Origin of the sequence: Aeromicrobium tamlense, assembly GCF_013408555.1 — a bacterium.
Classification (GTDB): Bacteria; Actinomycetota; Actinomycetes; order Propionibacteriales; family Nocardioidaceae; genus Aeromicrobium; species Aeromicrobium tamlense.
On sequence record NZ_JACBZN010000001.1, the window covers coordinates 562,316 to 585,088 of the forward strand.

Annotated in this window: 22 protein-coding genes and 2 tRNA genes; 14 read left to right on the forward strand and 10 right to left on the reverse strand. The window is 71.1% G+C overall.

The genetic code is table 11. The features are described 5' to 3' along the window. Window positions 1-64: 64 nt before the first annotated feature. From BJ975_RS02870 to BJ975_RS02890, 5 genes are read left to right on the forward strand one after another with little or no spacing between them, the layout of a single operon-like run. Window positions 65-3,766, forward strand: coding sequence for a nitrate reductase subunit alpha (locus tag BJ975_RS02870; RefSeq protein ID WP_179423456.1), 3,702 nt, complete (start codon window positions 65-67; stop codon window positions 3,764-3,766). Beyond that, window positions 3,766-5,430, forward strand: coding sequence for a nitrate reductase subunit beta (narH, locus tag BJ975_RS02875; protein ID WP_179423458.1), 1,665 nt, complete (start codon window positions 3,766-3,768; stop codon window positions 5,428-5,430). The genes BJ975_RS02870 and narH overlap by 1 nt, the downstream gene beginning before the upstream one ends. Next, window positions 5,427-6,056, forward strand: a complete 630-nt coding sequence (narJ, locus tag BJ975_RS02880; RefSeq protein ID WP_179423460.1) for a nitrate reductase molybdenum cofactor assembly chaperone — start codon at window positions 5,427-5,429, stop codon at window positions 6,054-6,056. The genes narH and narJ overlap by 4 nt, the downstream gene beginning before the upstream one ends. Continuing rightward, complete coding sequence (narI, locus tag BJ975_RS02885; RefSeq protein ID WP_179423462.1) at window positions 6,053-6,814, forward strand: respiratory nitrate reductase subunit gamma; 762 nt, start codon at window positions 6,053-6,055, stop codon at window positions 6,812-6,814. Before narJ ends, narI begins: the two co-directional genes overlap by 4 nt. Further along, window positions 6,811-8,016, forward strand: a complete 1,206-nt coding sequence (locus BJ975_RS02890; protein ID WP_179423464.1) for an MFS transporter — start codon at window positions 6,811-6,813, stop codon at window positions 8,014-8,016. Before narI ends, BJ975_RS02890 begins: the two co-directional genes overlap by 4 nt. A 6-nt stretch (window positions 8,017-8,022) precedes the next feature. Here BJ975_RS02890 and BJ975_RS02895 read toward each other — a convergent pair whose 3' ends face one another. Genes BJ975_RS02895 through BJ975_RS02905 form a run of 3 tightly spaced genes read right to left on the reverse strand, consistent with a single transcriptional unit; the run spans window position 8,023 to window position 10,548 of the window. Next, entirely contained in the window at window positions 8,023-9,597 is a 1,575-nt protein-coding gene (locus tag BJ975_RS02895; RefSeq protein WP_179423466.1) for an SLC13 family permease, read from the reverse strand. A gap of 56 nt (window positions 9,598-9,653) precedes the next feature. Next, the gene (locus BJ975_RS02900) at window positions 9,654-9,980 is read right to left on the reverse strand and encodes a DUF503 domain-containing protein (RefSeq protein WP_179423468.1); all 327 of its coding nucleotides are present in this window, start codon (window positions 9,978-9,980) and stop codon (window positions 9,654-9,656) included. Window positions 9,981-9,984: 4 nt separating this feature from the next. After that, window positions 9,985-10,548 (reverse strand): TetR/AcrR family transcriptional regulator, encoded by a 564-nt coding sequence (locus tag BJ975_RS02905; RefSeq protein WP_179423470.1) that lies wholly within the window; start codon window positions 10,546-10,548, stop codon window positions 9,985-9,987. A gap of 38 nt (window positions 10,549-10,586) precedes the next feature. Between BJ975_RS02905 and BJ975_RS02910 the strand changes: the two genes are divergently transcribed. Next, window positions 10,587-11,060 carry a PaaI family thioesterase gene (locus BJ975_RS02910; RefSeq protein ID WP_179423472.1) on the forward strand — a complete coding sequence of 158 codons (474 nt, stop codon included), beginning with the start codon at window positions 10,587-10,589 and terminating at the stop codon, window positions 11,058-11,060. Window positions 11,061-11,147: 87 nt separating this feature from the next. Next, window positions 11,148-12,398 (forward strand): Na+/H+ antiporter NhaA, encoded by a 1,251-nt coding sequence (gene nhaA, locus BJ975_RS02915; RefSeq protein WP_179423474.1) that lies wholly within the window; start codon window positions 11,148-11,150, stop codon window positions 12,396-12,398. Window position 12,399: 1 nt separating this feature from the next. Here the strand turns inward: nhaA and BJ975_RS02920 are convergent, their stop codons facing one another. Together BJ975_RS02920 and BJ975_RS02925 are read right to left on the reverse strand one after the other, a co-directional pair. Then, window positions 12,400-12,705, reverse strand: a complete 306-nt coding sequence (locus tag BJ975_RS02920; protein WP_179423476.1) for a hypothetical protein — start codon at window positions 12,703-12,705, stop codon at window positions 12,400-12,402. Next, window positions 12,702-13,160, reverse strand: coding sequence for a MarR family winged helix-turn-helix transcriptional regulator (locus tag BJ975_RS02925; RefSeq protein WP_179423478.1), 459 nt, complete (start codon window positions 13,158-13,160; stop codon window positions 12,702-12,704). The genes BJ975_RS02920 and BJ975_RS02925 overlap by 4 nt, the downstream gene beginning before the upstream one ends. 76 nt (window positions 13,161-13,236) lie before the next feature. Between BJ975_RS02925 and BJ975_RS02930 the strand changes: the two genes are divergently transcribed. Continuing rightward, window positions 13,237-13,479, forward strand: coding sequence for a helix-turn-helix domain-containing protein (locus tag BJ975_RS02930; RefSeq protein WP_179423480.1), 243 nt, complete (start codon window positions 13,237-13,239; stop codon window positions 13,477-13,479). A 7-nt stretch (window positions 13,480-13,486) separates the two neighbouring features. Next, window positions 13,487-13,753 carry an acylphosphatase gene (locus BJ975_RS02935; protein ID WP_179423482.1) on the forward strand — a complete coding sequence of 89 codons (267 nt, stop codon included), beginning with the start codon at window positions 13,487-13,489 and terminating at the stop codon, window positions 13,751-13,753. A 41-nt stretch (window positions 13,754-13,794) separates the two neighbouring features. On the opposite strand, the gene BJ975_RS02940 is transcribed toward BJ975_RS02935, so the two are convergent. Beyond that, window positions 13,795-13,870, reverse strand: a tRNA-Lys gene (locus tag BJ975_RS02940). Window positions 13,871-13,943: 73 nt separating this feature from the next. Between BJ975_RS02940 and BJ975_RS02945 the strand changes: the two genes are divergently transcribed. Further along, window positions 13,944-14,672: a dienelactone hydrolase family protein gene (locus BJ975_RS02945; protein ID WP_179423484.1), complete on the forward strand. Its 729-nt coding sequence runs from the start codon at window positions 13,944-13,946 to the stop codon at window positions 14,670-14,672. A 3-nt stretch (window positions 14,673-14,675) separates the two neighbouring features. On the opposite strand, the gene BJ975_RS02950 is transcribed toward BJ975_RS02945, so the two are convergent. After that, the gene (locus BJ975_RS02950; RefSeq protein ID WP_179423486.1) at window positions 14,676-16,190 is read right to left on the reverse strand and encodes a phytoene desaturase family protein; all 1,515 of its coding nucleotides are present in this window, start codon (window positions 16,188-16,190) and stop codon (window positions 14,676-14,678) included. 36 nt (window positions 16,191-16,226) lie between these two features. Then, window positions 16,227-16,619, reverse strand: a complete 393-nt coding sequence (locus BJ975_RS02955; protein WP_179423488.1) for a PDDEXK family nuclease — start codon at window positions 16,617-16,619, stop codon at window positions 16,227-16,229. Between the two features lie 689 nt (window positions 16,620-17,308). Between BJ975_RS02955 and glpK the strand changes: the two genes are divergently transcribed. Genes glpK through BJ975_RS02975 form a run of 4 tightly spaced genes read left to right on the forward strand, consistent with a single transcriptional unit; the run spans window position 17,309 to window position 22,188 of the window. Continuing rightward, window positions 17,309-18,817, forward strand: coding sequence for a glycerol kinase GlpK (gene glpK, locus BJ975_RS02960; protein ID WP_179423490.1), 1,509 nt, complete (start codon window positions 17,309-17,311; stop codon window positions 18,815-18,817). Then, entirely contained in the window at window positions 18,814-19,872 is a 1,059-nt protein-coding gene (locus BJ975_RS02965) for an alpha/beta hydrolase (protein ID WP_218845720.1), read from the forward strand. The genes glpK and BJ975_RS02965 overlap by 4 nt, the downstream gene beginning before the upstream one ends. Before the next feature lie 19 nt (window positions 19,873-19,891). Further along, complete coding sequence (locus BJ975_RS02970; RefSeq protein ID WP_179423492.1) at window positions 19,892-21,619, forward strand: glycerol-3-phosphate dehydrogenase/oxidase; 1,728 nt, start codon at window positions 19,892-19,894, stop codon at window positions 21,617-21,619. 20 nt (window positions 21,620-21,639) lie between these two features. After that, window positions 21,640-22,188, forward strand: a complete 549-nt coding sequence (locus tag BJ975_RS02975; protein WP_179423494.1) for a nucleosidase — start codon at window positions 21,640-21,642, stop codon at window positions 22,186-22,188. A gap of 3 nt (window positions 22,189-22,191) precedes the next feature. Here BJ975_RS02975 and BJ975_RS02980 read toward each other — a convergent pair whose 3' ends face one another. Together BJ975_RS02980 and BJ975_RS02985 are read right to left on the reverse strand one after the other, a co-directional pair. Next, on the reverse strand, window positions 22,192-22,614 hold the full coding sequence (locus BJ975_RS02980; RefSeq protein ID WP_179423496.1) for a DUF1801 domain-containing protein: 423 nt from the start codon (window positions 22,612-22,614) through the stop codon (window positions 22,192-22,194). A gap of 57 nt (window positions 22,615-22,671) precedes the next feature. Next, window positions 22,672-22,747 (reverse strand) — tRNA-His (locus BJ975_RS02985). Window positions 22,748-22,773: the final 26 nt, after the last annotated feature.

Here is a 22,773-nt window from a genome sequence, read left to right on the forward strand (position 1 = left end):
CCTCATCGTGCCGCACGTGATGGGTGGGTTGCGCGTGACCCACCTCACGCGTTCTGGTGGTGTCATGGCGAAGCCCCTCGATGGCCCCGCAAGCGCTGCACTGCTGAAGACCGGGAGGTTCTTCACTCGGTGGGAGGAGACCGACGACGGTCGAGCCGTCTTTCGCGAGGGAGGACGCCGCGGCGACGTCTTCTACCGCGACCGCTGGAGTCACGACAAGGTCGTCCGGTCCACCCACGGCGTGAACTGCACGGGCTCGTGCTCGTGGAAGGTCTACGTCAAGGACGGGATCATCACGTGGGAGGCGCAGCAGACCGACTACCCCTCGGTCGGACCCGATCGCCCCGAGTACGAGCCTCGCGGCTGTCCTCGGGGCGCGGCCTTCTCCTGGTACACCTACTCGCCCACGCGGGTCCGCTACCCGTACGCGCGCGGCGTGCTGCTGGAGATGTACCGCGAGGCGAAGCAGCGCCTCGGCGACCCGGTGCTGGCGTGGGCCGACGTGGTCGGCGACCCCGAGCGCCGCCGCCGCTACCAGCAGGCCCGCGGCAAGGGCGGCTTCGTCCGCACCAACTGGCAGGAGGCCGTCGAGATCACCGCGGCCGCCCAGGTGCACACGATCAAGCAGCACGGCCCCGACCGCATCGCGACGTTCAGCCCGATCCCGGCGATGTCGATGGTGTCGCATGCCGTCGGTGCCCGCTTCACGCACCTGCTCGGCGGCGCGATGACGTCGTTCTACGACTGGTACGCCGACCTGCCGGTGGCCAGCCCGCAGGTGTTCGGCGACCAGACCGACGTCCCCGAGTCCGGCGACTGGTGGGACTCGACCTACCTCATGATGTGGGGCTCGAACGTTCCCGTGACCCGCACGCCGGACGCGCACTGGATGGCCGAGGTCCGCTACCGCGGCACGAAGGTCGTGACGATCAGCCCCGACTACGCCGACAACACGAAGTTCGCCGACGAGTGGCTGCCCGCGCAGGCCGGCACCGACGGCGCGCTGGCGATGGCGATGACCCACGTCATCCTCAAGGAGTTCTTCGTCGACCGGCGGGTGCCGTTCTTCGTCGACTACGTCCGCCAGTACACCGACCTGCCGTTCCTCATCACGCTCAAGCAGAACGAGGAGCACGGCGGCCTGGTCCCGGGCAAGTTCCTCACGGCGCGCGACCTCGGCGACGAGACGCCCGAGGGCGCGTGGAAGACGGTCCTGGTGAACGCGGCCACGGGCGAGACCGTGGTCCCGAACGGCACGCTCGGCGACCGCTACTCCGAGTCGGGTGAGGGCAGATGGAACCTCGACCTGCAGGGCGTCACGCCGGCGCTGTCGCTGCGGGACGCGAGGGTCGAGACGGACGCCGCGGAGGTGCTGCTGCCGTCGTTCGCCGGCGTCGACGGCGAGGGCGAGGTGCTGCGCCGTGGCGTGCCCGTCACCCGCGTGGGCGACCAGCTGGTCACCACGGTGTTCGACCTCATGCTGGCGCAGCACGGCGTCGGCCGTCCCGACCTGCCGGGCCAGTGGCCCGCGGGCTACGAGGACGCGACCTCGCCGTACACGCCCGCGTGGCAGGCCGAGGTCACGAGCGTCACGCCCGAGGCGTGCGTGCGCGTGGCACGCGAGTTCGCGAGGAACGCCGAGGAGTCCGGCGGCCGCTCGATGATCATCCTGGGCGCCGGCGTCTGCCAGTGGTTCCACGCCGACGCGACCTACCGCGCGATCCTGTCGATGCTGCTGCTGACCGGCAGCATGGGCCGCAACGGCGGCGGCTGGGCGCACTACGTGGGCCAGGAGAAGTGCCGCCCCATCACGGGCTGGATCTCGCTGGCGAACAACCTCGACTGGAGCCGCCCGCCGCGCACGATGACGGGCACCTCGTACTGGTACATGCACACCGACCAGTGGCGCTCCGACGGCTATCGGGCCGACGCCCTCGCCTCGCCGCTCGCGGAGGGGCACCTGACGGGCATGCACACGGCCGACACGATCGCGCAGTCCGCGCGGATGGGCTGGATGCCGTTCTACCCGCAGTTCGATCGCAACCCGCTCGACCTGGCCGACGAGGCATTCGCGGCGATCGAGGCCGGCACGGCCGAGGACGTGAACGACTACGTCGTGCAGCGGCTCAAGGACGGCTCGCTGAGGTTCGCGATCGAGGACGTCGACGCGCCCGAGAACTGGCCGCGCACGCTCACGCTCTGGCGCTCGAATCTGTTCGGCTCGTCGGCGAAGGGAAACGAGTACTTCCTCAAGCACCTGCTGGGCACGCACTCGAACACGAAGGCGGTCGACGGGGAGGCCTCGGTCAGGCCGAAGGACGTCGTCTGGCGGGACGAGGCGCCCGAGGGCAAGCTCGACCTGCTCGTCTCGGCCGACTTCCGCATGACGTCGACGACGCTGCTGTCGGACGTGGTCTTCCCGGCCGCCACCTGGTACGAGAAGCACGACCTCTCGTCCACCGACATGCACCCGTTCGTGCACGCGTTCACGCCGGCGATCGACCCGCCGTGGGAGTCGCAGACCGACTTCTCGATGTTCCACCACGTGGCGAAGAGGTTCTCCGAGCTCGCGAGGACCCATCTCGGCGTGCGGCGCGACATCGTGGCCGTGCCGATGCAGCACGACACCCCCGGCGAGACGGCGCAGCCCGGCGGCGTCGTCCTGGACTGGAAGCGCGGCGACGTCGAGCCGATCCCCGGGAGGACGATGCCGGCCCTGCACCTCGTCGAGCGCGACTACACCGCCGTGGCCGACAAGCTCAAGGCGATCGGCCCGCTGGCCGACCGGCTGGGCTTCGGCGTCAAGAACGTGACCTTCGACCTCACCGAGGCGCTGTCGCTGCTCGCCCAGTCCGGGGGAGTGTTCGACTCGGGCGTCGCCGCCGGCCGACCCGCGATCGACACCGACGCGAAGATGGCCGAGGCGATCCTGACCCTCTCGGGCACCACGAACGGCGAGCTGGCCACGCAGGGCTTCCACACCCTGGAGAAGCGCGTGGGCAAGCGGCTGGCCGACCTGGCGGAGGGCTCGGAGGAGAAGCGCATCACCTTCGCCCAGACGCAGGCCGCGCCTGTCCCGGTCATCACGTCGCCGGAGTGGTCGGGCTCGGAGACCGGAGGCCGGCGGTACGCGCCGTTCACCGTCAACGTGGAGCGGCTCAAGCCGTGGCACACGCTCACCGGCCGCATGCACTTCTTCCTCGACCACGACTGGATGCGCGACCTCGGCGAGGCGATGCCGATCTACCGACCACCCCTCGACATGAGCCGGCTGTTCGGCGGGCCACGCCTGGGCGAGAACGGCGACCGCGAGATCACGGTGCGCTATCTGACGCCGCACTCGAAGTGGTCGATCCACTCCGAGTACCAGGACAACCTGCTGATGCTGTCGCTCTCGCGCGGCGGCCCCACCGCCTGGCTCAGCCAGGAGGACGCCGCGGCGATCGGGGTCAAGGACAACGACTGGATCGAGTGCTCGAACGCGAACGGCGTGTTCGTGTGCCGCGCGATCGTCACGCACCGCCTGCCCGAGGGCGTCACGTACGTCCACCACGCGCAGGAGCGCACGATCGACGTGCCGAAGTCGGAGTTCACCGGCCGGCGCGGCGGCATCCACAACAGCGTGACCCGCGTGCTGGTGAAGCCGACGCACCTCATCGGCGGCTACGCGCAGCTGTCCTACGCGTTCAACTACCTGGGCCCGACGGGCAACCAGCGGGACATCATCGCGACGATCCGTCGCCGGTCGCAGGAGGTGACGTACTGATGCGTGTCATGGCCCAGATGGGCATGGTGATGAACCTCGACAAGTGCATCGGCTGCCAGACGTGCTCGGTCACGTGCAAGCAGGCGTGGACGAACCGCGCGGGAACCGAGTACGTGTGGTTCAACAACGTCGAGACGCGGCCCGGCCAGGGCTACCCCCGCCGGTACGAGGACCAGGAGCAGTGGAAGGGCGGCTGGGAGCTGAACCGCCGCGGCAACCTGACGCTCAAGGCCGGTGGCCGGCTGCGCAAGCTGTTCGGCATCTTCGCCAGCCCCGTCCAGCCCGAGCTGAGCGACTACTACGAGCCGTGGACGTACGACTACTCCACGCTCATCGAGGCCCCGCTGGGCGACGACTTCCCAGTGGCACGTCCGAAGTCGCTCATCACCGGCGAGGACACCAAGGTCTCGTGGTCGGCCAACTGGGACGACAACCTCGCCGGCACGAGCGAGCTGGGGCACCTCGACCCGATCGTGGAGAAGGTCCGCCGCGAGAGCGAGGACAGGATCAGGTTCGAGTTCGAGCAGACCTTCATGTTCTACCTCCCGCGGATCTGCGAGCACTGCCTCAACCCGTCGTGCATGGCGTCGTGCCCCTCGGGCGCGATCTACAAGCGCGCCGAGGACGGCATCGTGCTGGTCGACCAGGATCGCTGCCGCGGCTGGCGCCAGTGCATCACCGGCTGTCCGTACAAGAAGATCTACTTCAACCACAAGTCCGGCAAGGCCGAGAAGTGCACGTTCTGCTACCCGCGGATCGAGGTCGGACTGCCCACCGTCTGCGCCGAGACGTGCGTCGGCCGACTGCGCTACCTGGGCCTGTTCCTCTACGACGCCGACGCCGTGACGGACGCCGCCTCGACCCCGGACCCGCAGGACCTGTACGAGGCCCAGCTGGACCTCATGCTGGACCCGAGCGACCCCGAGGTGGCGCGGCTGGCCCGCGAGCAGGGCATCCCCGAGGACTGGATCGACGCGGCCCGGAGGTCGCCGGTCTACGCGCTGGCGAAGACGTACCGCGTGGCGCTGCCGCTGCATCCGGAGTACCGCACGATGCCGATGGTCTGGTACGTCCCGCCGCTGTCGCCGATCGTCGATCTCCTGCGCGAGCAGGGCCACGACGCCGAGGCCCCCGAGACGCTCTTCGGCGCGATCGGCTCGCTGCGGATCCCGATGGAGTACCTCGCCGAGCTGTTCACCGCCGGCGACACCGAGGTGATCGCCGAGGTGCTGAACAAGCTCGCGGCGATGCGGTCCTACATGCGCGACGTGAGCCTGGGGCGCGAGCCCGACGGCTCGATCCCCGAGGCGGTCGGGATGACCGAGGAGTCGATGTACGAGATGTACCGGCTCATGGCGATCGCCAAGTACGAGGAGCGCTACGTCATTCCCAAGGCGCACGCCGAGGACGCCCACCACCTCGAGGAGATCGGCTGCTCCCTCGACTTCGAGGACGGCCCCGGCATGGGCGGCTCGGGCCCCTTCGGCGAGGCCAGCGGAGGACCTGTGCCGGTCGCGGTCGAGACCTTCCAGGCACTTCGCGACCGCCAGCAGACCGACACCCCGGCCGGCGGCGAGCGCCTGCGTTCGCGCGTCAACCTCCTCAACTGGGACGGCAACGGCGTGCCGCAGGGGTTGTTCCCCGACCGGAGCGAGGATTCATGAGCACCCAGGTCGTCCACCAGGTCGCGTCGTGGGTGCTCTCGTACCCGCACGACGACGTGATCGAGGCGCTGCCGCAGCTGACGGCGGCGCTGCGCGAGCAGCGCCCGACTCGCGCCGTGCGCGAGCTGCTCGAGGTCATCGAGCGGCTCGCCGCCACCGACCCGGAGGAGCTGCGCCACCTCTACGTCGACACGTTCGACCTGACCCGACGGCACGCGCTGCACCTCTCGTACTGGACCGAGGGCGACACCCGTCGCCGTGGCGAGGTGCTCGCCGCGTTCAAGCAGGTCTACCGCGACAGCGGCCAGGTCGTCCGGCTCGGCGGCGAGCTGCCCGACCACCTCCCGGTCGTGCTGGAGTTCGCCGCGGTCGTCGACCCGGAGGCGGGCGCCGCGCTGCTGCAGCGGTACCGCGCGAGCCTCGAGCTGCTGCGCATCGAGCTGGAGGACGACGCATCCCCGTGGGCCGGGGCCGTGCGCGCGGTGTGCGCGACCCTGCCGGGGGAGTCGCCCCGCACGCGCACCGAGGCGATGGCCCTCGCCGGACCCGTGCAGCCCACCGAGACCGTCGGCCTGGAGCCGTTCGACCCGCGGCTGCTGCCGCTCGCGGAAGGAGCACGCCGATGAACGTCCTGCTGTGGGGCGTCCTGCCCTACGTGATGCTGGCGGTGCTGGTCGGCGGCACGATCTGGCGCTACCGCTACGACAAGTTCGGCTGGACGACCCGCTCGTCGCAGCTCTACGAGTCCCGGCTGCTGCGGATCGGCTCGCCCGCGTTCCACTTCGGCATCCTCATGGTCGCGATCGGCCACTTCGGCGGCCTCGTCATCCCCGAGAGCTGGACCGAGGCGGTGGGCGTCACGGAGGACATCTACCACTTCAACGCCCTGTTCTTCGGCACGATCGCGGGCCTGCTGACGCTCGGCGGGCTGGCCCTGCTGATCTACCGCCGCCGCACGACCGGACCCGTCTTCATGGCCACCACCACGAACGACAAGGTCATGTACGTCGTGCTGGTCGCCGCGATCGTGCTGGGACTGTGGACCACGCTCGTCTCGATCGGCGCCGGCCACGAGGCGCACAACTACCGCGAGACGGTCTCGCCGTGGTTCCGATCGATCTTCGTGCTCCAGCCCGACGTCGACGCGATGGCGGCGGCCCCGTTCCAGTTCCACATCCACGTGCTGGTGGGGATGCTGCTGTTCACGATCTGGCCGTTCACCCGGCTCGTGCACGCCTTCACCGCACCGCTGCACTACCTGTTCCGCCCGTACATCGTCTACCGGAGCCGCGATGCGGCGCACGGTGCCGGAGCCCGTGACCCGCGGCCCGGCTGGGACCCCGTCGGCACCCGTGACAACGCGGGAAGAAGGAGAGACCGGTGAGCGATCAGCAGCAGGCCCTCGAGGCGGGACGGGGCCGGAACCTGGCACTGGCCACGCTCGCGTTCGCGATCAGCTTCTGGGCGTGGAACGTCATCGCGCCGCTGGGCGTGAGGTACGCCGAGCAGCTCGACCTGACCGCGGGGGAGAAGTCGCTGCTCGTGGCGACGCCCGTGCTGGTCGGCTCGCTCGGCCGCATCCTGGCCGGCGCCCTGACCGACCGCTTCGGCGGTCGGATCATGTTCCCCGCCCTCATGCTCGTGTCGGCGCCGTTCGTGCTGCTCGTCGCGTTCGCCGGCGACCGGGGCTCGTACCCGCTGCTGCTGCTGTTCGGCTTCTTCCTCGGCATCGCGGGCACGACGTTCGCGGTGGGCATCCCGTTCGTGAACGCGTGGTTCGACAAGCCGCGCCGCGGCTTCGCGACGGGCGTGTTCGGCGCGGGCATGGGCGGCACCGCCCTCTCGGCGTTCTTCACGCCGCGGATGGTCGAGTGGTTCGGCTACGGGATGACGCACGTCCTCATCGCGGCGGCGCTGGTCGCCGTGGCGCTCCTGTCGTGGACGATGATGCGCGACTCGCCCGCATGGTCCGCCAACCACGACCCGGTCGTGCCGAAGCTGGTCGGCGCCGCGAAGCTGCCGATCACGTGGCAGCTGTCGTTCCTGTACGCCGTGGCGTTCGGTGGCTTCGTCGCCTTCTCCACCTACCTACCGACGTACCTCAAGGACGTCTACGACTTCGACCTCGCCGCGGCGGGCACCCGCACCGCCGGCTTCGCGCTGGCCGCGGTGGCCGCGCGACCGCTGGGCGGCATCCTGTCGGACAAGGTCGGCCCGAAGGTGATCACCGGGGTCTCGCTGCTCGGCACCGTCGTGATGGCCGGCGTGGTCGCGCTGCAGCCCGTGCCCGAGGTCCCGGCAGGTGCCGCGTTCATCCTGCTGGCGCTGTTCCTGGGGCTGGGCACCGGATCGGTGTTCGCGTGGGTCGCGCAGCTGGCGCCGCCCGAGCGGGTCGGCAGCGTCACCGGCATCGTCGGCGCCGCCGGCGGCCTTGGCGGCTTCTTCCCGCCGCTGGTCATGGGAGCCACCTACAACGAGGCGGACCACAGCTACACGGTCGGCCTCGTCCTGCTGATGGTCGTGGCGCTGGGCGCCTGCGCGTTCTCCCAGTGGGGGATCAGGGCGAAGCGGACCACCTCGGCCTAGCCCGCCTCAGCCGATCCCCAGCAGGTTCGCCATCACGGTCACGCCCGTGACGATGATGACGATGCCGATGACGTCGAACACGATGCCCGACCGGAGCATCTTGGTGATCGGCACCATGCCGGTGCCGTAGACGATCGCGTTCGGAGGCGTCGACACCGGCAGCATGAACCCGAACGACGCGCCGAACACCGCGGCCAGCACGGGGATCGCCGGGTTCACGTCGGCGGCGAGCGCCAGCTGGGCGGCGATCGGCGCGACCACGACCACGCTGGCGGTGTTGCTCGTGGTCTCGCTGATGATCACGGCGATGACGGTGGCCAGGATGGTGATGCCGACGAGCGTCTCGGTGCCCAGCAGGTCGCCCAGGGAGGTGCCCATCGTCTCGGCCAGACCCGTGGACGACAGCAGTCCGCCCAGCGCGATGCCGCTGCCGAACAGGATGATCGTGCCCCAGTCGATCTTCACCGCGTCGTTCCAGCTCAGGGTGAACTCGCGCCTGCCCCAGTCCAGCGGCAGCAGGAACAGCAGCGAGGCGGCGAAGATCGCGACCGCGCCCTCGTCGAGGTGCTCCAGCAGCCAGTCGTAGGTGTCGGACTCGCCGCCGGTGACCAGGCCGACCGCGCCGGGCAGCACCCACAGGGCGACCGCGGTGCCGAACGCGATGAGGGTGTTGCGGCCTCCGGGGCCCATCGTGCCGAGCTTCTGGCGCTCCTCGGCGATGTAGCCCTCGACGCCCTCGACGCGCTTGATCTCGGGCTTGTTGAGCCGCACCAGCAGGACGCACAGCACGAGGAACATCAGCAGCACGAGCGGGAAGGCCAGGATCATCCACTGGAAGAACGGGATCGTGACGTCGAGCTCCTCCTCCAGGTACGCGCGGCCGATGAGGTTCGGCGGGCTGCCGACGGGCGTGAGCAGTCCGCCGACGCTGGCGCTGTAGGCCACCATCAGCATCAGGGCGGTGGCGAACTGCAGCCGCTGCGGGTTCAGGTCGGTGTCACCGTCGCTGCTGCGGCGCATCGCCGAGGCCATGAAGCCGACGATGCCGGCGCCGATCGGCATCATCATGGCCGCCGTCGCGGTGTTGGAGACGAAGCCGCTCAGCACGGCGGTGATCGCGCCGAACGCCACGATGATGCGCGTGGTCGACGCGGCGACCCCCGGCAAACTCAGGATCCCGAACGCGAAGCGGCGGTCGAGCCCGTGCTTGCGCATCGACTCGGCCAGGATGAAGCCGCCGATGAACACGAAGATCGTGCTGTTGCCGAAGGCCCCGAAGACGTCGTCGGCCGTCGCGATGCCGAGCGCGATCACCGCTGCCATCGCGAGCATCGCGGTGACGGGGATCGGGATCGCCTCGCAGATCCAGTAGACGGCGACCCACGCCAGCACCCCGGCCAGGCGCTGCGCCGGCTCGTCGAGCGCGCTGCACGCGAGGTACGTGACGATGCCCAGGACCGGGCCCGCGAACAGACCCGTGGTGCGGCGGATGCGCTCGAAGCGCTGCTCGGCCGGACTGAGCGTCTCCTGGACCTCGTCGAACGTGCGGTAGGTGGTCGGTCGTTCCTCGGCCGTGCTCATCGCGCCCCCCTGGCGGTGGTGATCGAAGTCACATCAGCCTAGGGAGGCCGCGGGCGTTACGCGAACGGGAGCTCGGCCTGGTCGTCCTCGTCGTCGGCGCTGCTGGCCAGGTGGCGGTGCGCCTGGAGGATCTCGACCTCGGGCCGCTCGGCCATCCACCGCTCCACGGCGTCGAGCACCTCGACGACGTGCGCGCGGTCGATCGAGACGAGGGAGCCGCCGATCCCCGCGCGGCGGTAGAGGTCGAGGGAGTCGGTCTCGGCGGCGGACACCGAGAACCGGCGCCGCAGCTCGTTGACGATCGGGCGGACGATGGCGCGCTTCTCCTTGAGGGAGTGCACGTCACCGAGCCGCAGGTCGAACTCGATCCATCCCACCCACACGTGATCAGTGTGGCAGGAGGTCGTCGACGAGACGGTGGAGGTGCGTGCGCAGGTCCTCGAGGGGCTCGGCGGTGCGCAGGGCGCGGGCGGTCAGGATCGCGCCCTCGATGGCGCTGATCTGGAAGCGGGCGAGCGCCGTGGCGGGCTCCGGCTCGGCCCCGGCCTCGACCAGGAGGTCGGCGAAGGAGCGGGTCCAGGTGTCGAACACCTCGGCCGCGGCCTCGACGACCTCGGGGAACTCACTGCCGGCGATCGCGGCCGCGGCGACCGGGCAGCCGAGGGCGAAGTCGTGGCGCTCGAGCTGGCCCACCCACCAGTCGACCCGCCGGTCGAGGTGCGCGTGCGGGCCGGACGCACCGTCGCGGCGGGCCATGAAGTCGCCGGCCCGACGGGTGGCCGCCGCGACGAGCTCGGCCTTGCCCCCGGGGAAGTGCTGGTAGATCGACTGGCGCGCCGTCCCGCTGGAGCTGAGCAGCTCGGCGATCCCGGTGCCCTGCACGCCGTGGCGGCGCAGGGACGTGATCGTGGCGTCGAGGAGCCGCTCGCGGGGCGAGGTGCGGGAGGCCATGGTGGACACCATAGACCGATCGGTCTACATTGACCAGCATGACCGCCCTGCCGCTCACCGATGACCAGCTCGCCGCGATGTCCCGCATGACCGGGCTCGAGTTCCTGCAGTTCGCCTTCACGCTGCCGCGCGACCAGCGTCCCGCCGTGATCGGCGACCTCTTCGGCATGCAGGTGCTGTCGTTGGAGGAGGGGAAGGTGTCGTTCTCGATCCAGTCGCTGCCGACGGCGGCCAACCCGCTCGGCACGCTGCACGGCGGCGCCTGCGCGACCCTGCTGGACTCGGTGATGGGCTGCGCCGTGCACACGATGCTCGGCCCCGGCGTCGGCTACGGCACGCTCGAGCTCAAGGTCAACTACATCCGCACCGTGCCGGTGGACGGCCGCACGCTGACCGGCACCGGGTCGATCATCCACGTCGGCCGCAGCACCGCCACGGCCGAGGGCAAGGTGCTCGACCCCGACGGCAAGCTCGTCGCGCACGGCACCACCACCTGCATGATCTACTCCTGAGCGGTGGCGGCGACGACCGCTAGGGTGGTCGTCAGGTGTGCCGGGAAGTCTGGTCGGCGTCCTGCCACCGACCCCTGAAGGACTGCCATGACCTCACCCGGCCTGTTCACCCGCGGCAGCTGGCGCGAATCCGCTCGCATCGCCGACATCCTGCGGCGCGAGACCGTGGGCGGCACGATCCTCGTGGTCGCCGCCCTCGCCGCGCTGGTCTGGGCCAACTCGCCCTGGTCGGACGCGTACTTCGACCTCACCCAGGCCCGGATCGGTCCCGAGTCGCTCCACCTGGACCTGACCGTGGCGCACTGGGCCGCCGACGGGCTGCTCGCCATCTTCTTCTTCGTCGTCGGACTCGAGCTCAAGCGCGAGTTCGTCGCGGGCGACCTCAGCGATCCGCGCCGTGCCGCGCTGCCCGTCGTGGCGGCCATGGGCGGCATGGCCGTCCCGGCCCTGATCTTCGTCGCGTTCAACGCCGGCAACGGCACCACCCACGGGTGGGCGATCCCCACGGCGACCGACATCGCCTTCGCGGTGGCGGTGCTGGCGGTGCTGAGCACGCACCTCCCGTCCGCGCTGCGCACGTTCCTGCTGACCCTCGCGGTCGTGGACGACCTGCTCGCGATCACGGTCATCGCGGTGTTCTACACCGCTTCGCTCGACCTCCTGATGCTCGGCGCCGCCGTGATCCCGCTCGCGCTGTTCGCCGTCGTCGCCCGCCGCGGTCCTCGCACGGGCTGGGTCCTGATTCCCCTCGCGCTGCTCACGTGGTGGTTCATGCACGAGTCGGGCGTCCACGCGACGGTGGCCGGCGTGCTGCTCGGCTTCACCGTGCCCGCGCGCGGCGACGACAGCATCGCCGAGCGGATGGAGCACCGGGTGCGTCCCGTGTCCACCGGAGTCGCCGTGCCGATCTTCGCCTTCACGGCCGCGGGCGTCGCCGTGTCGGGCGACGTGCTGGCCGACGCCTTCTCCTCGCCGGTCACCCTCGGCATCGTGGCGGGCCTCGTGCTCGGCAAGCCGATCGGCATCGTGGGCAGCGCCATGCTGCTCTCGGCCACGACGAAGGCGCAGCTCGACCCGAGCATCCGCTGGGTCGACGTCCTCGGCGTGGCGATGCTCGCCGGCATTGGGTTCACGGTCTCGCTGCTGATCGGCGACCTCGCCTACGCGACGGACGCGCTCGAGGAGTACGTCAAGATCGGCGTGCTGGCCGGCTCACTGACGGCGTCGATCCTGGCCGCGATCGTCCTGCGGCGCCGCAATCGGCACTACCGCGACGTGGAGCGCGAGGAGTCGGTGGACGACGACGGCGACGGCGTGCCCGACGCGTTCCAGCGCTGAGTCAGAGCACCCAGACGAAGCCCGCGGCGCAGATCCCCAGCAGCAGGACGAGCCACGGCGTGGTCCTCCAGCCGAGGAACGGCTTCTGCAGGATCACGATCGTCACGGCGTAGATGATGATCGCGAGCGGCACCGAGACGCCGAGCAGGATGATCTGGTCGCCGCGGCGGTCGTCGCCGATCGCCTGCGCGGCGCCGATCGCGCCGAACAGGCCGTGGATCGACGTGACCACCCACGTGATCGCCATGATCCGGCGGCGGACGATGTTGAGGGACTCCTCCGAGGCGTCGGGGAGGCGCTGGCTCATGCCGTGGTCCTTTCGTGGGCCCGGTCGGCCCGCTCGATGAGTTCGTGCAGCCATCGGTTGACCTGCTGGAGCTCGGCGACGTCCATGTCGAAGCGCTCGAGCATCGTCGCCGGGACCGCCAGGGCCTTCTCGCGCAGGGCGCGGCCCTCGTCGGTCACGGTGAGGGAGAAGGCGCGCTCGTCGCCCGCGCGGCGGTCGCGACGGATGAGGCCGGCCGTCTCCAGGCGCTTGACGAGGGGCGACACGGTGGCCGGCTCGAGGCGCAGCGCGTCGCTCAGTCCGCGCAGGGTGAGTCCGTCGTTCTCCCACAGCGCCAGCATCACCAGGTACTGCGGATGGGTGAGGCCGAGCGGCTCGAGGACGTCGCGGTAGCAGCCGATCACGGTGCGCGACGCGACCGAGAGCGCGAAGCACACCTGCTCGTCCAGGGAGAGCGGGTTCGGGGCCGAGGTCATGTCATCAGTGTACTAACGATTCGTGGGCTCACGAAATCGTCTCGCGCCCGGACCCCACCGGGCTTAAGTTGTCCACATGGCCTTCCGCCACCGTCGCGAGTACGACGAATCCGTGCCCCGGGCGCTCCGAGCGGCCCGTGACTCGTACGACGCCGCCACCGCCGAGTACGAGGAGGCCATCGCCCGCGCCCGGCGCGAGTGGGCGGCCGCCCTGGCCACGGCGATCGAGGCCGGGATGTCGTACCAGGAGATCGCCGACGAGGTCGGTGTCTCGCACACCAGCATCAGCCGCGCGATCAAGCAGTACGGCTCGGACTGAGGCGTTCGTGAGGCGGGTCCACGTCACGGTGCGCGGCCGGGTGCAGGGGGTCGGCTACCGCTGGTCGACGCGTCTCGTGGCCGAGCGCGAGCAGGTCACCGGGTGGGTGCGGAACTGCGACGACGGCACGGTCGAGGCCGAGCTGCAGGGCGAGCCCGAGCGGCTCGACGCCGTGCTCGCCTGGATGGCCGAGGGCCCTCCCGGATCGGTCGTGGAGTCGCGCGACGTGGCGGACCTGGAGCCGGTGGAGTCGAGCGGGTTCGACGTCCGATGAGACGACGAAGGCCCCGGTGTGAACCGGGGCCTTCGAGCGGGTGGTACACCCCCTCGGACTCGAACCGAGAACCCATTGATTAAGAGTCAATTGCTCTGCCAATTGAGCTAGGGGTGCTCGCGCGCTGCGCGATCACCAACACTAGCGCATACCCTCCCGCGACATGAAATCGAGTGCCACGATGGTCGTCATGACCACCATCGCGGACTGGAATCGCAGCACCTTCACTCACGCGGGGATCGAGCACGAGACGTTCCGGCGCGGCACGGGGCCCGGCGTCGTCGTGATGCACGAGCTGCCCGGGATCACCCCCGAGGTCATCGCGTTCGCCGACGAGGTGGTCGACCGCGGCTTCACGGTGGTCATGCCGAACCTGTTCGGCGACCCCGGCCGGCCCATGACGGCGGGGTACACGGTCCGATCGGTGGTGCGCGGCTGCGTCAGCAAGGAGTTCACGGCCCTCGCCCTGCGCCGCACGGCTCCCGTGACGCGGTGGCTCGCGGCGCTCGCGTCCGACCTGCACGCCTCGGTGGGCGGGCCCGGCGTCGGCGCGGTCGGGATGTGCTTCACGGGCGGGTTCGCCCTGGCGATGCTGGTGGACGACGCGGTGATCGCGCCGGTCCTCGCGCAGCCGTCGCTGCCGTTCCCCGTCACGCCCGCGCGATCGCGCGACCTCGGGCTGTCCCCGGCCGACCACACGCGAGTGCTCGACCGCGTCGCCGCCGGCTGTCCGGTGCTGGGGCTGCGCTACGAGGACGACCCGGCCTCCGACGGGCGCTTCGAGGTGCTGCGTCGCGAGCTGGGGGAGCGGTTCACCGCCGTCGAGCTCCCGGGCCGCAAGCACAGCACGCTGACGCTGCACCGCCAGCAGCGCGCCGTCGACGCCGTCCTGGACTTCCTCGACGAGCGGCTGCGGTGACGGTCAGAGCGAGTCGAGCAGCGCCCGCGCGGCGCTGTGGCCGCCGAGACCGCTGACCGCGCCGCCGCGCCGCGCGCCGCTGCCGCACAGCAGCACCCGCGGGTGCGCGGTCGCGACGCCCCAGCGCTCGGCCGGGGAGTGCGGACGCTCGCCCTCCTCGAGCCACGGCCACGCGAGGTCGCCGTGGAAGATGTGGCCGCCCGGCATGGCCAGCTCGTGCTCGATCTCGGTGGGCGTCTTGGCCTCGAGCCCCAGGATCAACGGCTCGATCGGCTCGGCGAGGTGCTCGTCGAGCGCGGCCAGGACCCGCTTGACGGCCTCCTCCTTCGCGCCGGGGGCGTCGAGGACGCCCGGGGGCGTGTGCAGGCCGAAGTAGGTCAGTGTCTCGGCGCCTGCGTCGCGCAGCTCGGGGCCGAGGATCGAGCGGTCGGTCAGGGTGTGGCAGTAGAACTCGCCGGTGGCCGGCGGGAGGTCGCCCGACTCGGCGACCGACCACGCGTGCTGCAGCTGGTCGAAGGACTCGTCGAGGTGGAACGTGCCGGCGAACGCCACGCGTGGGTCCACGCCCGAGGCGAGCTCGGGGAGTCGCGAGAGCAGGACGTTGAGCTTGAGCTGCGCCCCGGCGGGCTTGCTGGTCGGGGAATGGCCGAGCAGCCGCTCGAGCACGTACGGCGCCGCGCCGAACAGCACGTGGTCGGCGCGCTCGACGAATCCGTCGCCGCAGATCGTGACGTCGACGTCGCTCACGTCGATGCCGTCGACGGCCGAGTTGAGGCGGATCTCGGCGCCGGCCTCGGTGGCGACCCGCGCGAGCTCCTGCGTGACCGCGCCCATGCCGCCGACGGGGACGCGCCACTCGCCCGTGCCGTTGCCGATCAGGTGGTAGAGGAAGCAGCGGTTCTGCACGAGCGAGAGGTCCTCGAGCGACGCGAACGTGCCGATCAGCGCGTCGGTGGCGACGACCCCGCGCACGACGTCGTCGGCGAACCGGCGCCGGATGGCCTCACCGATCGGCTGCTCCACGAGGTCGGTCCAGATGGCCATCTCGACGTGGTCGCGCACGTCGCCGATGTGGGGGAGGGGCTGCAGCAGCGTGGGCGCGAGGGCCCGGGCCAGCGTGCCGACCTCGTCGTAGAAGGCCTTCCACGCCTCGAACTCGGCGTCGCCGCCGGTGAGCTCGGCGAAGGAGGCGCGCGTGGCCTCGCCGCCGGAGGTCTCGACGAGCAGCCCGCCGGCGCGTCCGTCGCGACGCCACGGCGTGAACGACGCGGTGTCGCGCGAGCGCAGCTCCAGGTCGAGCCCCAGCTCGTCGATGAGCGCCTGCGGGAACAGGCTCACGAGGTAGGAGAAGCGCGAGAGCCGCGCGTCGTGACCGTCGAACGCCTGCGTGCTCACCGCGGCGCCGCCCACGCGGTCGAGCCGCTCCAGCACCAGGACGTCGAGCCCCGCCCGCGCCAGCAGCGCCGCCGCCACGAGCCCGTTGTGTCCTGCCCCGACGATGACGACGCGTTCGGCCATGACCCGAGCCTAGACCGCGGCGGGCCCGGCATGGCGTCATGCGGAGCGGCCGCTCCCACGACCGCTGCGCATGACGTCCTCGTCCGGCTTCCACCCACCTCGGACGAGGGCGCGTCGGACCTGCTGCATGAACTCCGCCGGGGCGACGCGCAGGCCGAGGTTCGGGATGCGCAGCACCGTCGAACGCTCCAACACGACGTGATTCTGGCGAAGGGCATCGGCGACCATCACCGGCGCCTCGAGGTGGTGGACGCCGTCGATCTCGACCGCGACGCCGAACTCCGGCCACTCGACGTCCAGGAACGCCGAGCCCCGTCCGGTTCGTCGCCAAGACTGCCGCGTGGGCGCGGGCAGGCCGTGCTCCCGGCACAGTCGCGCGAAGTCGAGCTCGCCGAGCGCCTGGGAGCCACGGACCAGGTCGGACGTCACGTCGAGCAGAAGACGTCGGCGAGCGTGGCGTCTCACCTCCAGTACGGCCAGAGCGACGTCTTCCGCCCGGCACAGCCGTTGTTGGACGACGGCCGTCAGGAAGTACGCCGCCTGGCGATCGGACCGGGCCCAGAGAGCAGCGCGGACGACAGCGATGGGCGGTCGTACTCGCGGTAGGCCGGGACCTGCGAGGTCAGTGCGCGCAAGACGCCGGGTCTGTCGCACGGTGACGCCGGCGACTCGGGGTGTTCGAGCGCCCCGAGGGACGGAGACGCGGACGGTCTCGCTGTCGACACCGGTCAGTCCGGCGGCCTGGAGTGCCGAGACGCCGTCGAGCATCGCGCGCGGACCGGCCTCGATCACGGCGCGCCACCACGCGGCACGCATCGGGAGAGGCCCTGAGTGCAGGGCGATCGTGTGCCGTCCCCATGACCTCCATCTCCCCGCCCGGAGGTGCGCTCTCAGCGTCGATCGGGTGACGCCGGAGGCGAACAGCTGGCGACGGCTCACGATCTGCTCCTGGGAGGCGGCGACGGCGCGGAGGTCGGGATCCATGCCGAGAGGGTGTCGTTCCAGGGTCGCGAGGTCGATCCGTCGTCCACAGTGCGCGCAATGTCATACGGATCGGTCGCTGGGCAGACCGCTCCGTATGACGCACCGGGGGACCACGGCTCGTTAGGGTGAGGCGCATGTCACAGGAGTTCGTCGGCGCGATCGACCAGGGGACGACCAGCACGCGGTTCATGGTGTTCGACCACCGCGGGGAGGAGCAGGGACGGCACCAGGTGGAGCACGAGCAGGTGCTGCCGCAGGCCGGCTGGGTGGAGCACGATGCCACCGAGATCTGGGAGAACACGCGCGAGGTCATCGAGCGGGGACTCGAGGCCGCCGGGATCACCGCCGCCGACCTCGCCGCCGTCGGCATCACGAACCAGCGCGAGACCACGGTCGTGTGGGACCGGCGCACCGGCGAGCCCTACGCGAACGCGATCGTCTGGCAGGACACCCGCACCGCCGACCTCGCGAAGCGCCTCGACGAGGACGGACACGGCACGGTCATCCACGCCAAGTCCGGCCTGCCGCCCGCCGCGTACTTCGCCGGCGGCAAGCTGCACTGGATCCTGGAGAACGTGGACGGCGTGCGCGAGGACGCCGAAGTGGGCCACGCGCTGTTCGGCACGATCGACACCTGGCTCATCTGGAACCTCACCGGCGGCACCGACGGCGGCGTCCACGTCACCGACGTCACCAACGCCAGCCGCACCATGCTGATGAACCTCGAGAGCCTCGAGTGGGACGACGAGCTGCTCGAGATCTTCGGCGTCCCGCGGCAGATGCTGCCCGAGATCACCTCGTCGTCCCAGGAGTTCGGGCGCACGACCAAGGACGGCCCGTTCGGTGCCGAGGTGATCCTGGCGGGCAACCTCGGCGACCAGCACGCCGCGCTCGTCGGCCAGGCCTGCTTCGAGCCCGGGATGCTCAAGAACACCTACGGCACCGGCAACTTCCTCGTGCTCAACACCGGCACTGAGATCGTCCGCTCCGATCGCGGCCTGCTCACCACGCTGGCCTACCGCTTCGGCGACGAGCCGCCGGTGTACGCGCTGGAGGGCTCGATCGCCGTCACCGGGTCGGCGATCCAGTGGCTGCGCGACCAGCTCAAGGTCTTCGACGACGCGGCCGACTCCGAGGCGCTCGCCGAGACGGTGGACGACAACGGCGGCGTCTACTTCGTCCCGGCCTTCAGCGGCCTGTTCGCGCCGTACTGGCGCTCCGACGCCCGCGGCGTGATCGTCGGGCTCTCGCGCTTCAACACCGTGGCCCACGTGGCCCGGGCCGCCCTCGAGGCGATCTGCTACCAGAGCAAGGACGTCGTCGACGTCATGGTGGCGGACTCCGGCATCGAGCTGGAGGTGCTGCGCGTCGACGGCGGCATCACCGCGAACGAGCTGTGCATGCAGATCCAGGCGGACATCCTCGACATCGAGGTCAGCCGCCCGGTGGTCCCCGAGACCACGTGCCTGGGCGCCGCGTACGCCGCCGGGCTGGCGGTGGGCTTCTGGTCGAGCACCGACGAGCTGGTGGCGAACTGGTCGGAGTCGAAGCGCTGGAGCCCGGACTGGGACGACGAGCAGCGCGACGCCGGCTACCACCAGTGGAAGAAGGCCGTCGAGCGCACGCTGGGGTGGGTCGAGTGAGCGCCGGCACCAGCGCGGGCCTGTCCGCCGCGGCGATGGCCGAGCGTGCCGTGGTGCGCGGCTTCGCCCGTCTCCCGGAGTCCGTGGTCGCGCGGCTCGGCCGGCACGCGCCGGTCAACCGCGACGGGGAGCAGCTCTCGCCCGAGATCGCCGTGGCGCTGCGGGTCCTCAACCGGATCCCCGGTGGCGACTTCACCGAGCACCCCGTCGAGCAGGCCCGCCGCATGCTGACCGACGAGGCCCTCGTGTTCGCCGACGTGTTCCCCGAGTTCGCCGTCGAGGAGGACCTCCTCATCCCCAGCGCGGCCGGCCCGATCCCCGCCACCCGCTACCGCGCGACCACCGAGTCGAAGGGCCTCGTCGTGTACTTCCACGGGGGCGGCTGGGTGCTGGGCAGCCGCGTCAGCACCGACTCGGCCGTGCGCTTCCTGGCCACCGAGGCCGGCGTCGACGTCCTGTCCGTGGACTACCGGCTGGCCCCCGAGCACCCGTTCCCTGCCGCGGTCGAGGACGCGGAGGCGGCGTGGGACTTCGCCGTCGAGCACGCGCCCGGCTGGGGCCTCGACCCGCACCGGATCGTCGTCGCGGGCGACAGCGCGGGCGGCAACCTCAGCGCCGTGCTGTCGAACCGACTCCGCGGACGCGAGGTCGTGCCCGCGCTGCAGGTGCTGCTGTTCCCCGTCACGGACCTGTCCACCAAGCATCCGTCGTACCAGGAGTTCTCCGACGGCTTCTTCCTCACCGAGAAGCACATGGACTGGTACCGCGAGCGCTACCTGGCCGATCCGGCCGACGCGCTCGACCCGCAGGCCTCGCCGCTGCTCGAGCCCGACCTGTCCGGAGCCCCGCCCGCGTACGTCGCCGTGGCGGGCTTCGACCCCCTGCGCGACGAGGGGATCGCCTACGCCGAACGGCTCGAGCAGGCCGGCGTGCCGACCACGCTGGCGCGCGAGGGCTCGCTGATCCACGCCTTCGTCAACATCACCGGCGTCAGCCGTCCCGCGCGGGAGGCCACCACCCGCATCGCCCGAGCGATCGCGGCAGCCGTGGCCTGACACTGGTTGACTGGAGTCCATGCGATCGGTTGCCCTCTCCCCGCAGCACCGCCAGGAGGCGCTCGACGCGCTGGCCTCGGAACACCTCGACGTCCTCGTGATCGGCGGTGGCGTCGTCGGCGGCGGCGCGGCGCTCGACGCGGCGACCCGCGGCCTGTCCGTGGGCCTCGTCGAGGCGCGCGACTTCGGCTCCGGCACGTCCAGCCGCTCGAGCAAGCTCGTCCACGGCGGCCTGCGCTACCTCGAGATGCTCGACTTCCGCCTCGTCGCCGAGGCCCTGGGGGAGCGCAGCCTGCTGATCGACAAGCTCGCGCCGCACCTGGTCAAGCCCGTGCCGTTCCTGTACCCGCTGACCCACCGCGTCTGGGAGCGCTTCTACGCCGGATCCGGCGTCGCCCTGTACGACTCGATGGCGCTGCTGTCGGGCCGCTCGCGCGGTGTGCCGCGGCACCGTCACCTCACCCGCACCGGTGCTCGCCGGATCATGCCCGCGCTGCGCAAGGACGCCCTCGTCGGCGCCCTGCACTACTACGACGGCCAGGTCGACGACGCCCGCCACACGATGTTCCTCTCCCGCACGGCCGCCGCGTACGGCGCGCACGTCGCCAGCCGCACCCGCGTGATCGACCTGCTGCGCGAGGGCGACCGTGTCGTCGGCGCGCGGGTCAAGGACCTCGAGTCGGGCCGCGAGATCGACATCCGCGCGCGCCAGGTCGTCAACGCCACGGGCGTGTGGACCGACGAGACGCAGTCGTTCGCGGCCGAGCGCGGCCAGTTCAACGTGCGCGCCAGCAAGGGCATCCACCTCGTCGTGCCGCGCGACCGGATCCGCGGCGAGTCGGGCCTGATCCTGCGCACCGAGAAGTCGGTCCTCTTCGTCATCCCGTGGGGCCGCCACTGGATCATCGGCACCACCGACACGGACTGGTCGCTCAGCAAGGACCACCCGGCCGCGAGCGCCAAGGACATCCAGTACCTGCTCGACCACGTGAATCGCGTGCTCGTCGAGCCGCTCGAGCCCGAGGACGTCGAGGGTGTCTACGCCGGTCTGCGTCCGCTGCTGGCGGGGGAGGACGAGGCCACGAGCAAGCTCTCGCGCGAGCACGCCGTCTCGACCTCGGTGAAGGGACTCGTCGTCATCGCGGGCGGCAAGTACACGACCTACCGGATCATGGCCAAGGACGCGATCGACGCAGCCGTGCAGCAGATGGGCACGCTGCTCGACCGGCGCGTGCCCGAGTGCGTCACCGACGACATCCCGCTGCTGGGCGCCGACGGGTACGCGGCCCTGTGGAACCAGCGCCAGGCGCTCGCCGCCGCGCACGGCATCGGCGTCGGCCGCGTGGAGCACCTGCTCAACCGCTTCGGCACGCTGGCCACCGAGGTGCTCGACCTCATCGCCGGGCGTCCCGACCTGGGGGAGCCGCTCGCCGGCTCCGACGACTACCTGCGTGCCGAGGTCGTCTACGGCGTCACGCACGAGGGCGCCCGCCACCTCGACGACATCCTCGCCCGCCGCACGCGCATCTCGATCGAGACCTTCCACCGCGGCACCGAGTCCGCGCAGGACGCGGCCGCGCTCATGGCCGAGGCGCTCGGCTGGTCCGACGAGCAGCGCGAGCGCGAGGTCGACCACTACCTCAAGCGGGTCGACGCCGAGCGCGAGAGCCAGACGATGCCCGACGACGAGACGGCCGACGCGGCGCGCCTCGGCGCTCCGGACGTCGTGCCGGTGGCGCGCCAATGAGGAGTGCCGGTGGCGCGCCAGTGAGCCCCGAGAGGGTCCTCGTCGTCTCGGCGACGAAGGCCGAGGCCGCGCACCTGCCGACCGAGATGCCGCTGGTGCTGACGGGGATCGGCAAGGTCGAGGCGGCCACCGCGACCACCGAGGCGATCGCCGCGCTGCGTCCCGAGCTCGTGCTGAACGTGGGCACCGGGGGTGCCCTGCGGCCCGGTCTCACGGGGCTCTTCCTGCCGTCCACGGTGCTCAACCACGACTACTCGGCCGACGCGATCCGCGCCCTGGGGCACGACGCGGTCGACGAGATCGGCCTGCCGGACGGCGACGGGACCGTGCTCGCCACGGGTGACCTGTTCGTCACCGACCCGGCCGTCCGCGCGGGACTGGCCGAGCGGGCTCACCTCGTCGACATGGAGGGATTCGCCGTGGCCCGCGCCGCCCAGCGCGCCGGTGTCCCGTGCCGCCTCGTGAAGATCGTCAGCGACGCCGCGGACGACTCGGCGCTCGAGTGGAACGCCGTGGTCGACGCGTGCGCGCGCCTGCTCGGCCACTGGGTCCGCGAGCAGATCGTCTGAGGGTCAGGGCTCGGGGTCGTCCTCGCGGGCCCACGCGATCGCCACGAGCCGGCGCAGCACGTCGAGGTCGACGTCGTCGAGCCTCTTGACGTAGACGCAGCCCGCGCCCTCGGTGTAGGTGCCCAGGGAGGGCAGCAGTGCGGCGCCCTCGGGGCGGTCCTTCAGCCCGTAGAGCGACAGCGAGGCCTTGCGCGGGGAGAACGCGACCTTGGGCCAGTTCCCGCGCGTGCGCGGGTTGGCGGGGGAGACGTAGCGGTAGCTGCCGTACCCGACCATCGACGGACCCCAGAGGACGGGATCGGTGTCGGTGACCTCGCGGAAGAGCTCGGCCAGCCGCAGTCCGTCCTCGCGGCGGCGCGCGGGAGTGGCGGCGTGGAGGAAGGCCTCGACGTCGGCGTCGGTCGGCTGCGTCTTGATCTCGACCATGAGCCCATCATGACGCATGAAGAACGGCCCGGAATCATTCGATTCCGGGCCGTTTCCTGGGGTGGATGACGGGACTTGAACCCGCGGCCACCGGCACCACAAGCCGGTGCTCTACCAACTGAGCTACACCCACCATGTGCGCCTTGCGGCACAGCGCGA

Bases quoted from the DNA above. Each gene is read 5' to 3' on its own strand.
- BJ975_RS02870 (WP_179423456.1), top strand. From the start codon at position 65: ATGGCGAAGCCCCTCGATGGCCCCGCAAGCGCTGCACTGCTGAAGACC.
- narH (WP_179423458.1), top strand. From the start codon at position 3,766: ATGCGTGTCATGGCCCAGATGGGCATGGTGATGAACCTCGACAAGTGC.
- narJ (WP_179423460.1), top strand. From the start codon at position 5,427: ATGAGCACCCAGGTCGTCCACCAGGTCGCGTCGTGGGTGCTCTCGTAC.
- narI (WP_179423462.1), top strand. From the start codon at position 6,053: ATGAACGTCCTGCTGTGGGGCGTCCTGCCCTACGTGATGCTGGCGGTG.
- BJ975_RS02895 (WP_179423466.1), bottom strand. From the start codon at position 9,597: ATGAGCACGGCCGAGGAACGACCGACCACCTACCGCACGTTCGACGAG.
- BJ975_RS02905 (WP_179423470.1), bottom strand. From the start codon at position 10,548: ATGGCCTCCCGCACCTCGCCCCGCGAGCGGCTCCTCGACGCCACGATC.
- BJ975_RS02910 (WP_179423472.1), top strand. From the start codon at position 10,587: ATGACCGCCCTGCCGCTCACCGATGACCAGCTCGCCGCGATGTCCCGC.
- nhaA (WP_179423474.1), top strand. From the start codon at position 11,148: ATGACCTCACCCGGCCTGTTCACCCGCGGCAGCTGGCGCGAATCCGCT.
- BJ975_RS02920 (WP_179423476.1), bottom strand. From the start codon at position 12,705: ATGAGCCAGCGCCTCCCCGACGCCTCGGAGGAGTCCCTCAACATCGTC.
- BJ975_RS02925 (WP_179423478.1), bottom strand. From the start codon at position 13,160: ATGACCTCGGCCCCGAACCCGCTCTCCCTGGACGAGCAGGTGTGCTTC.
- BJ975_RS02930 (WP_179423480.1), top strand. From the start codon at position 13,237: ATGGCCTTCCGCCACCGTCGCGAGTACGACGAATCCGTGCCCCGGGCG.
- BJ975_RS02945 (WP_179423484.1), top strand. From the start codon at position 13,944: ATGACCACCATCGCGGACTGGAATCGCAGCACCTTCACTCACGCGGGG.
- BJ975_RS02950 (WP_179423486.1), bottom strand. From the start codon at position 16,190: ATGGCCGAACGCGTCGTCATCGTCGGGGCAGGACACAACGGGCTCGTG.
- glpK (WP_179423490.1), top strand. From the start codon at position 17,309: ATGTCACAGGAGTTCGTCGGCGCGATCGACCAGGGGACGACCAGCACG.
- BJ975_RS02970 (WP_179423492.1), top strand. From the start codon at position 19,892: ATGCGATCGGTTGCCCTCTCCCCGCAGCACCGCCAGGAGGCGCTCGAC.
- BJ975_RS02980 (WP_179423496.1), bottom strand. From the start codon at position 22,614: ATGGTCGAGATCAAGACGCAGCCGACCGACGCCGACGTCGAGGCCTTC.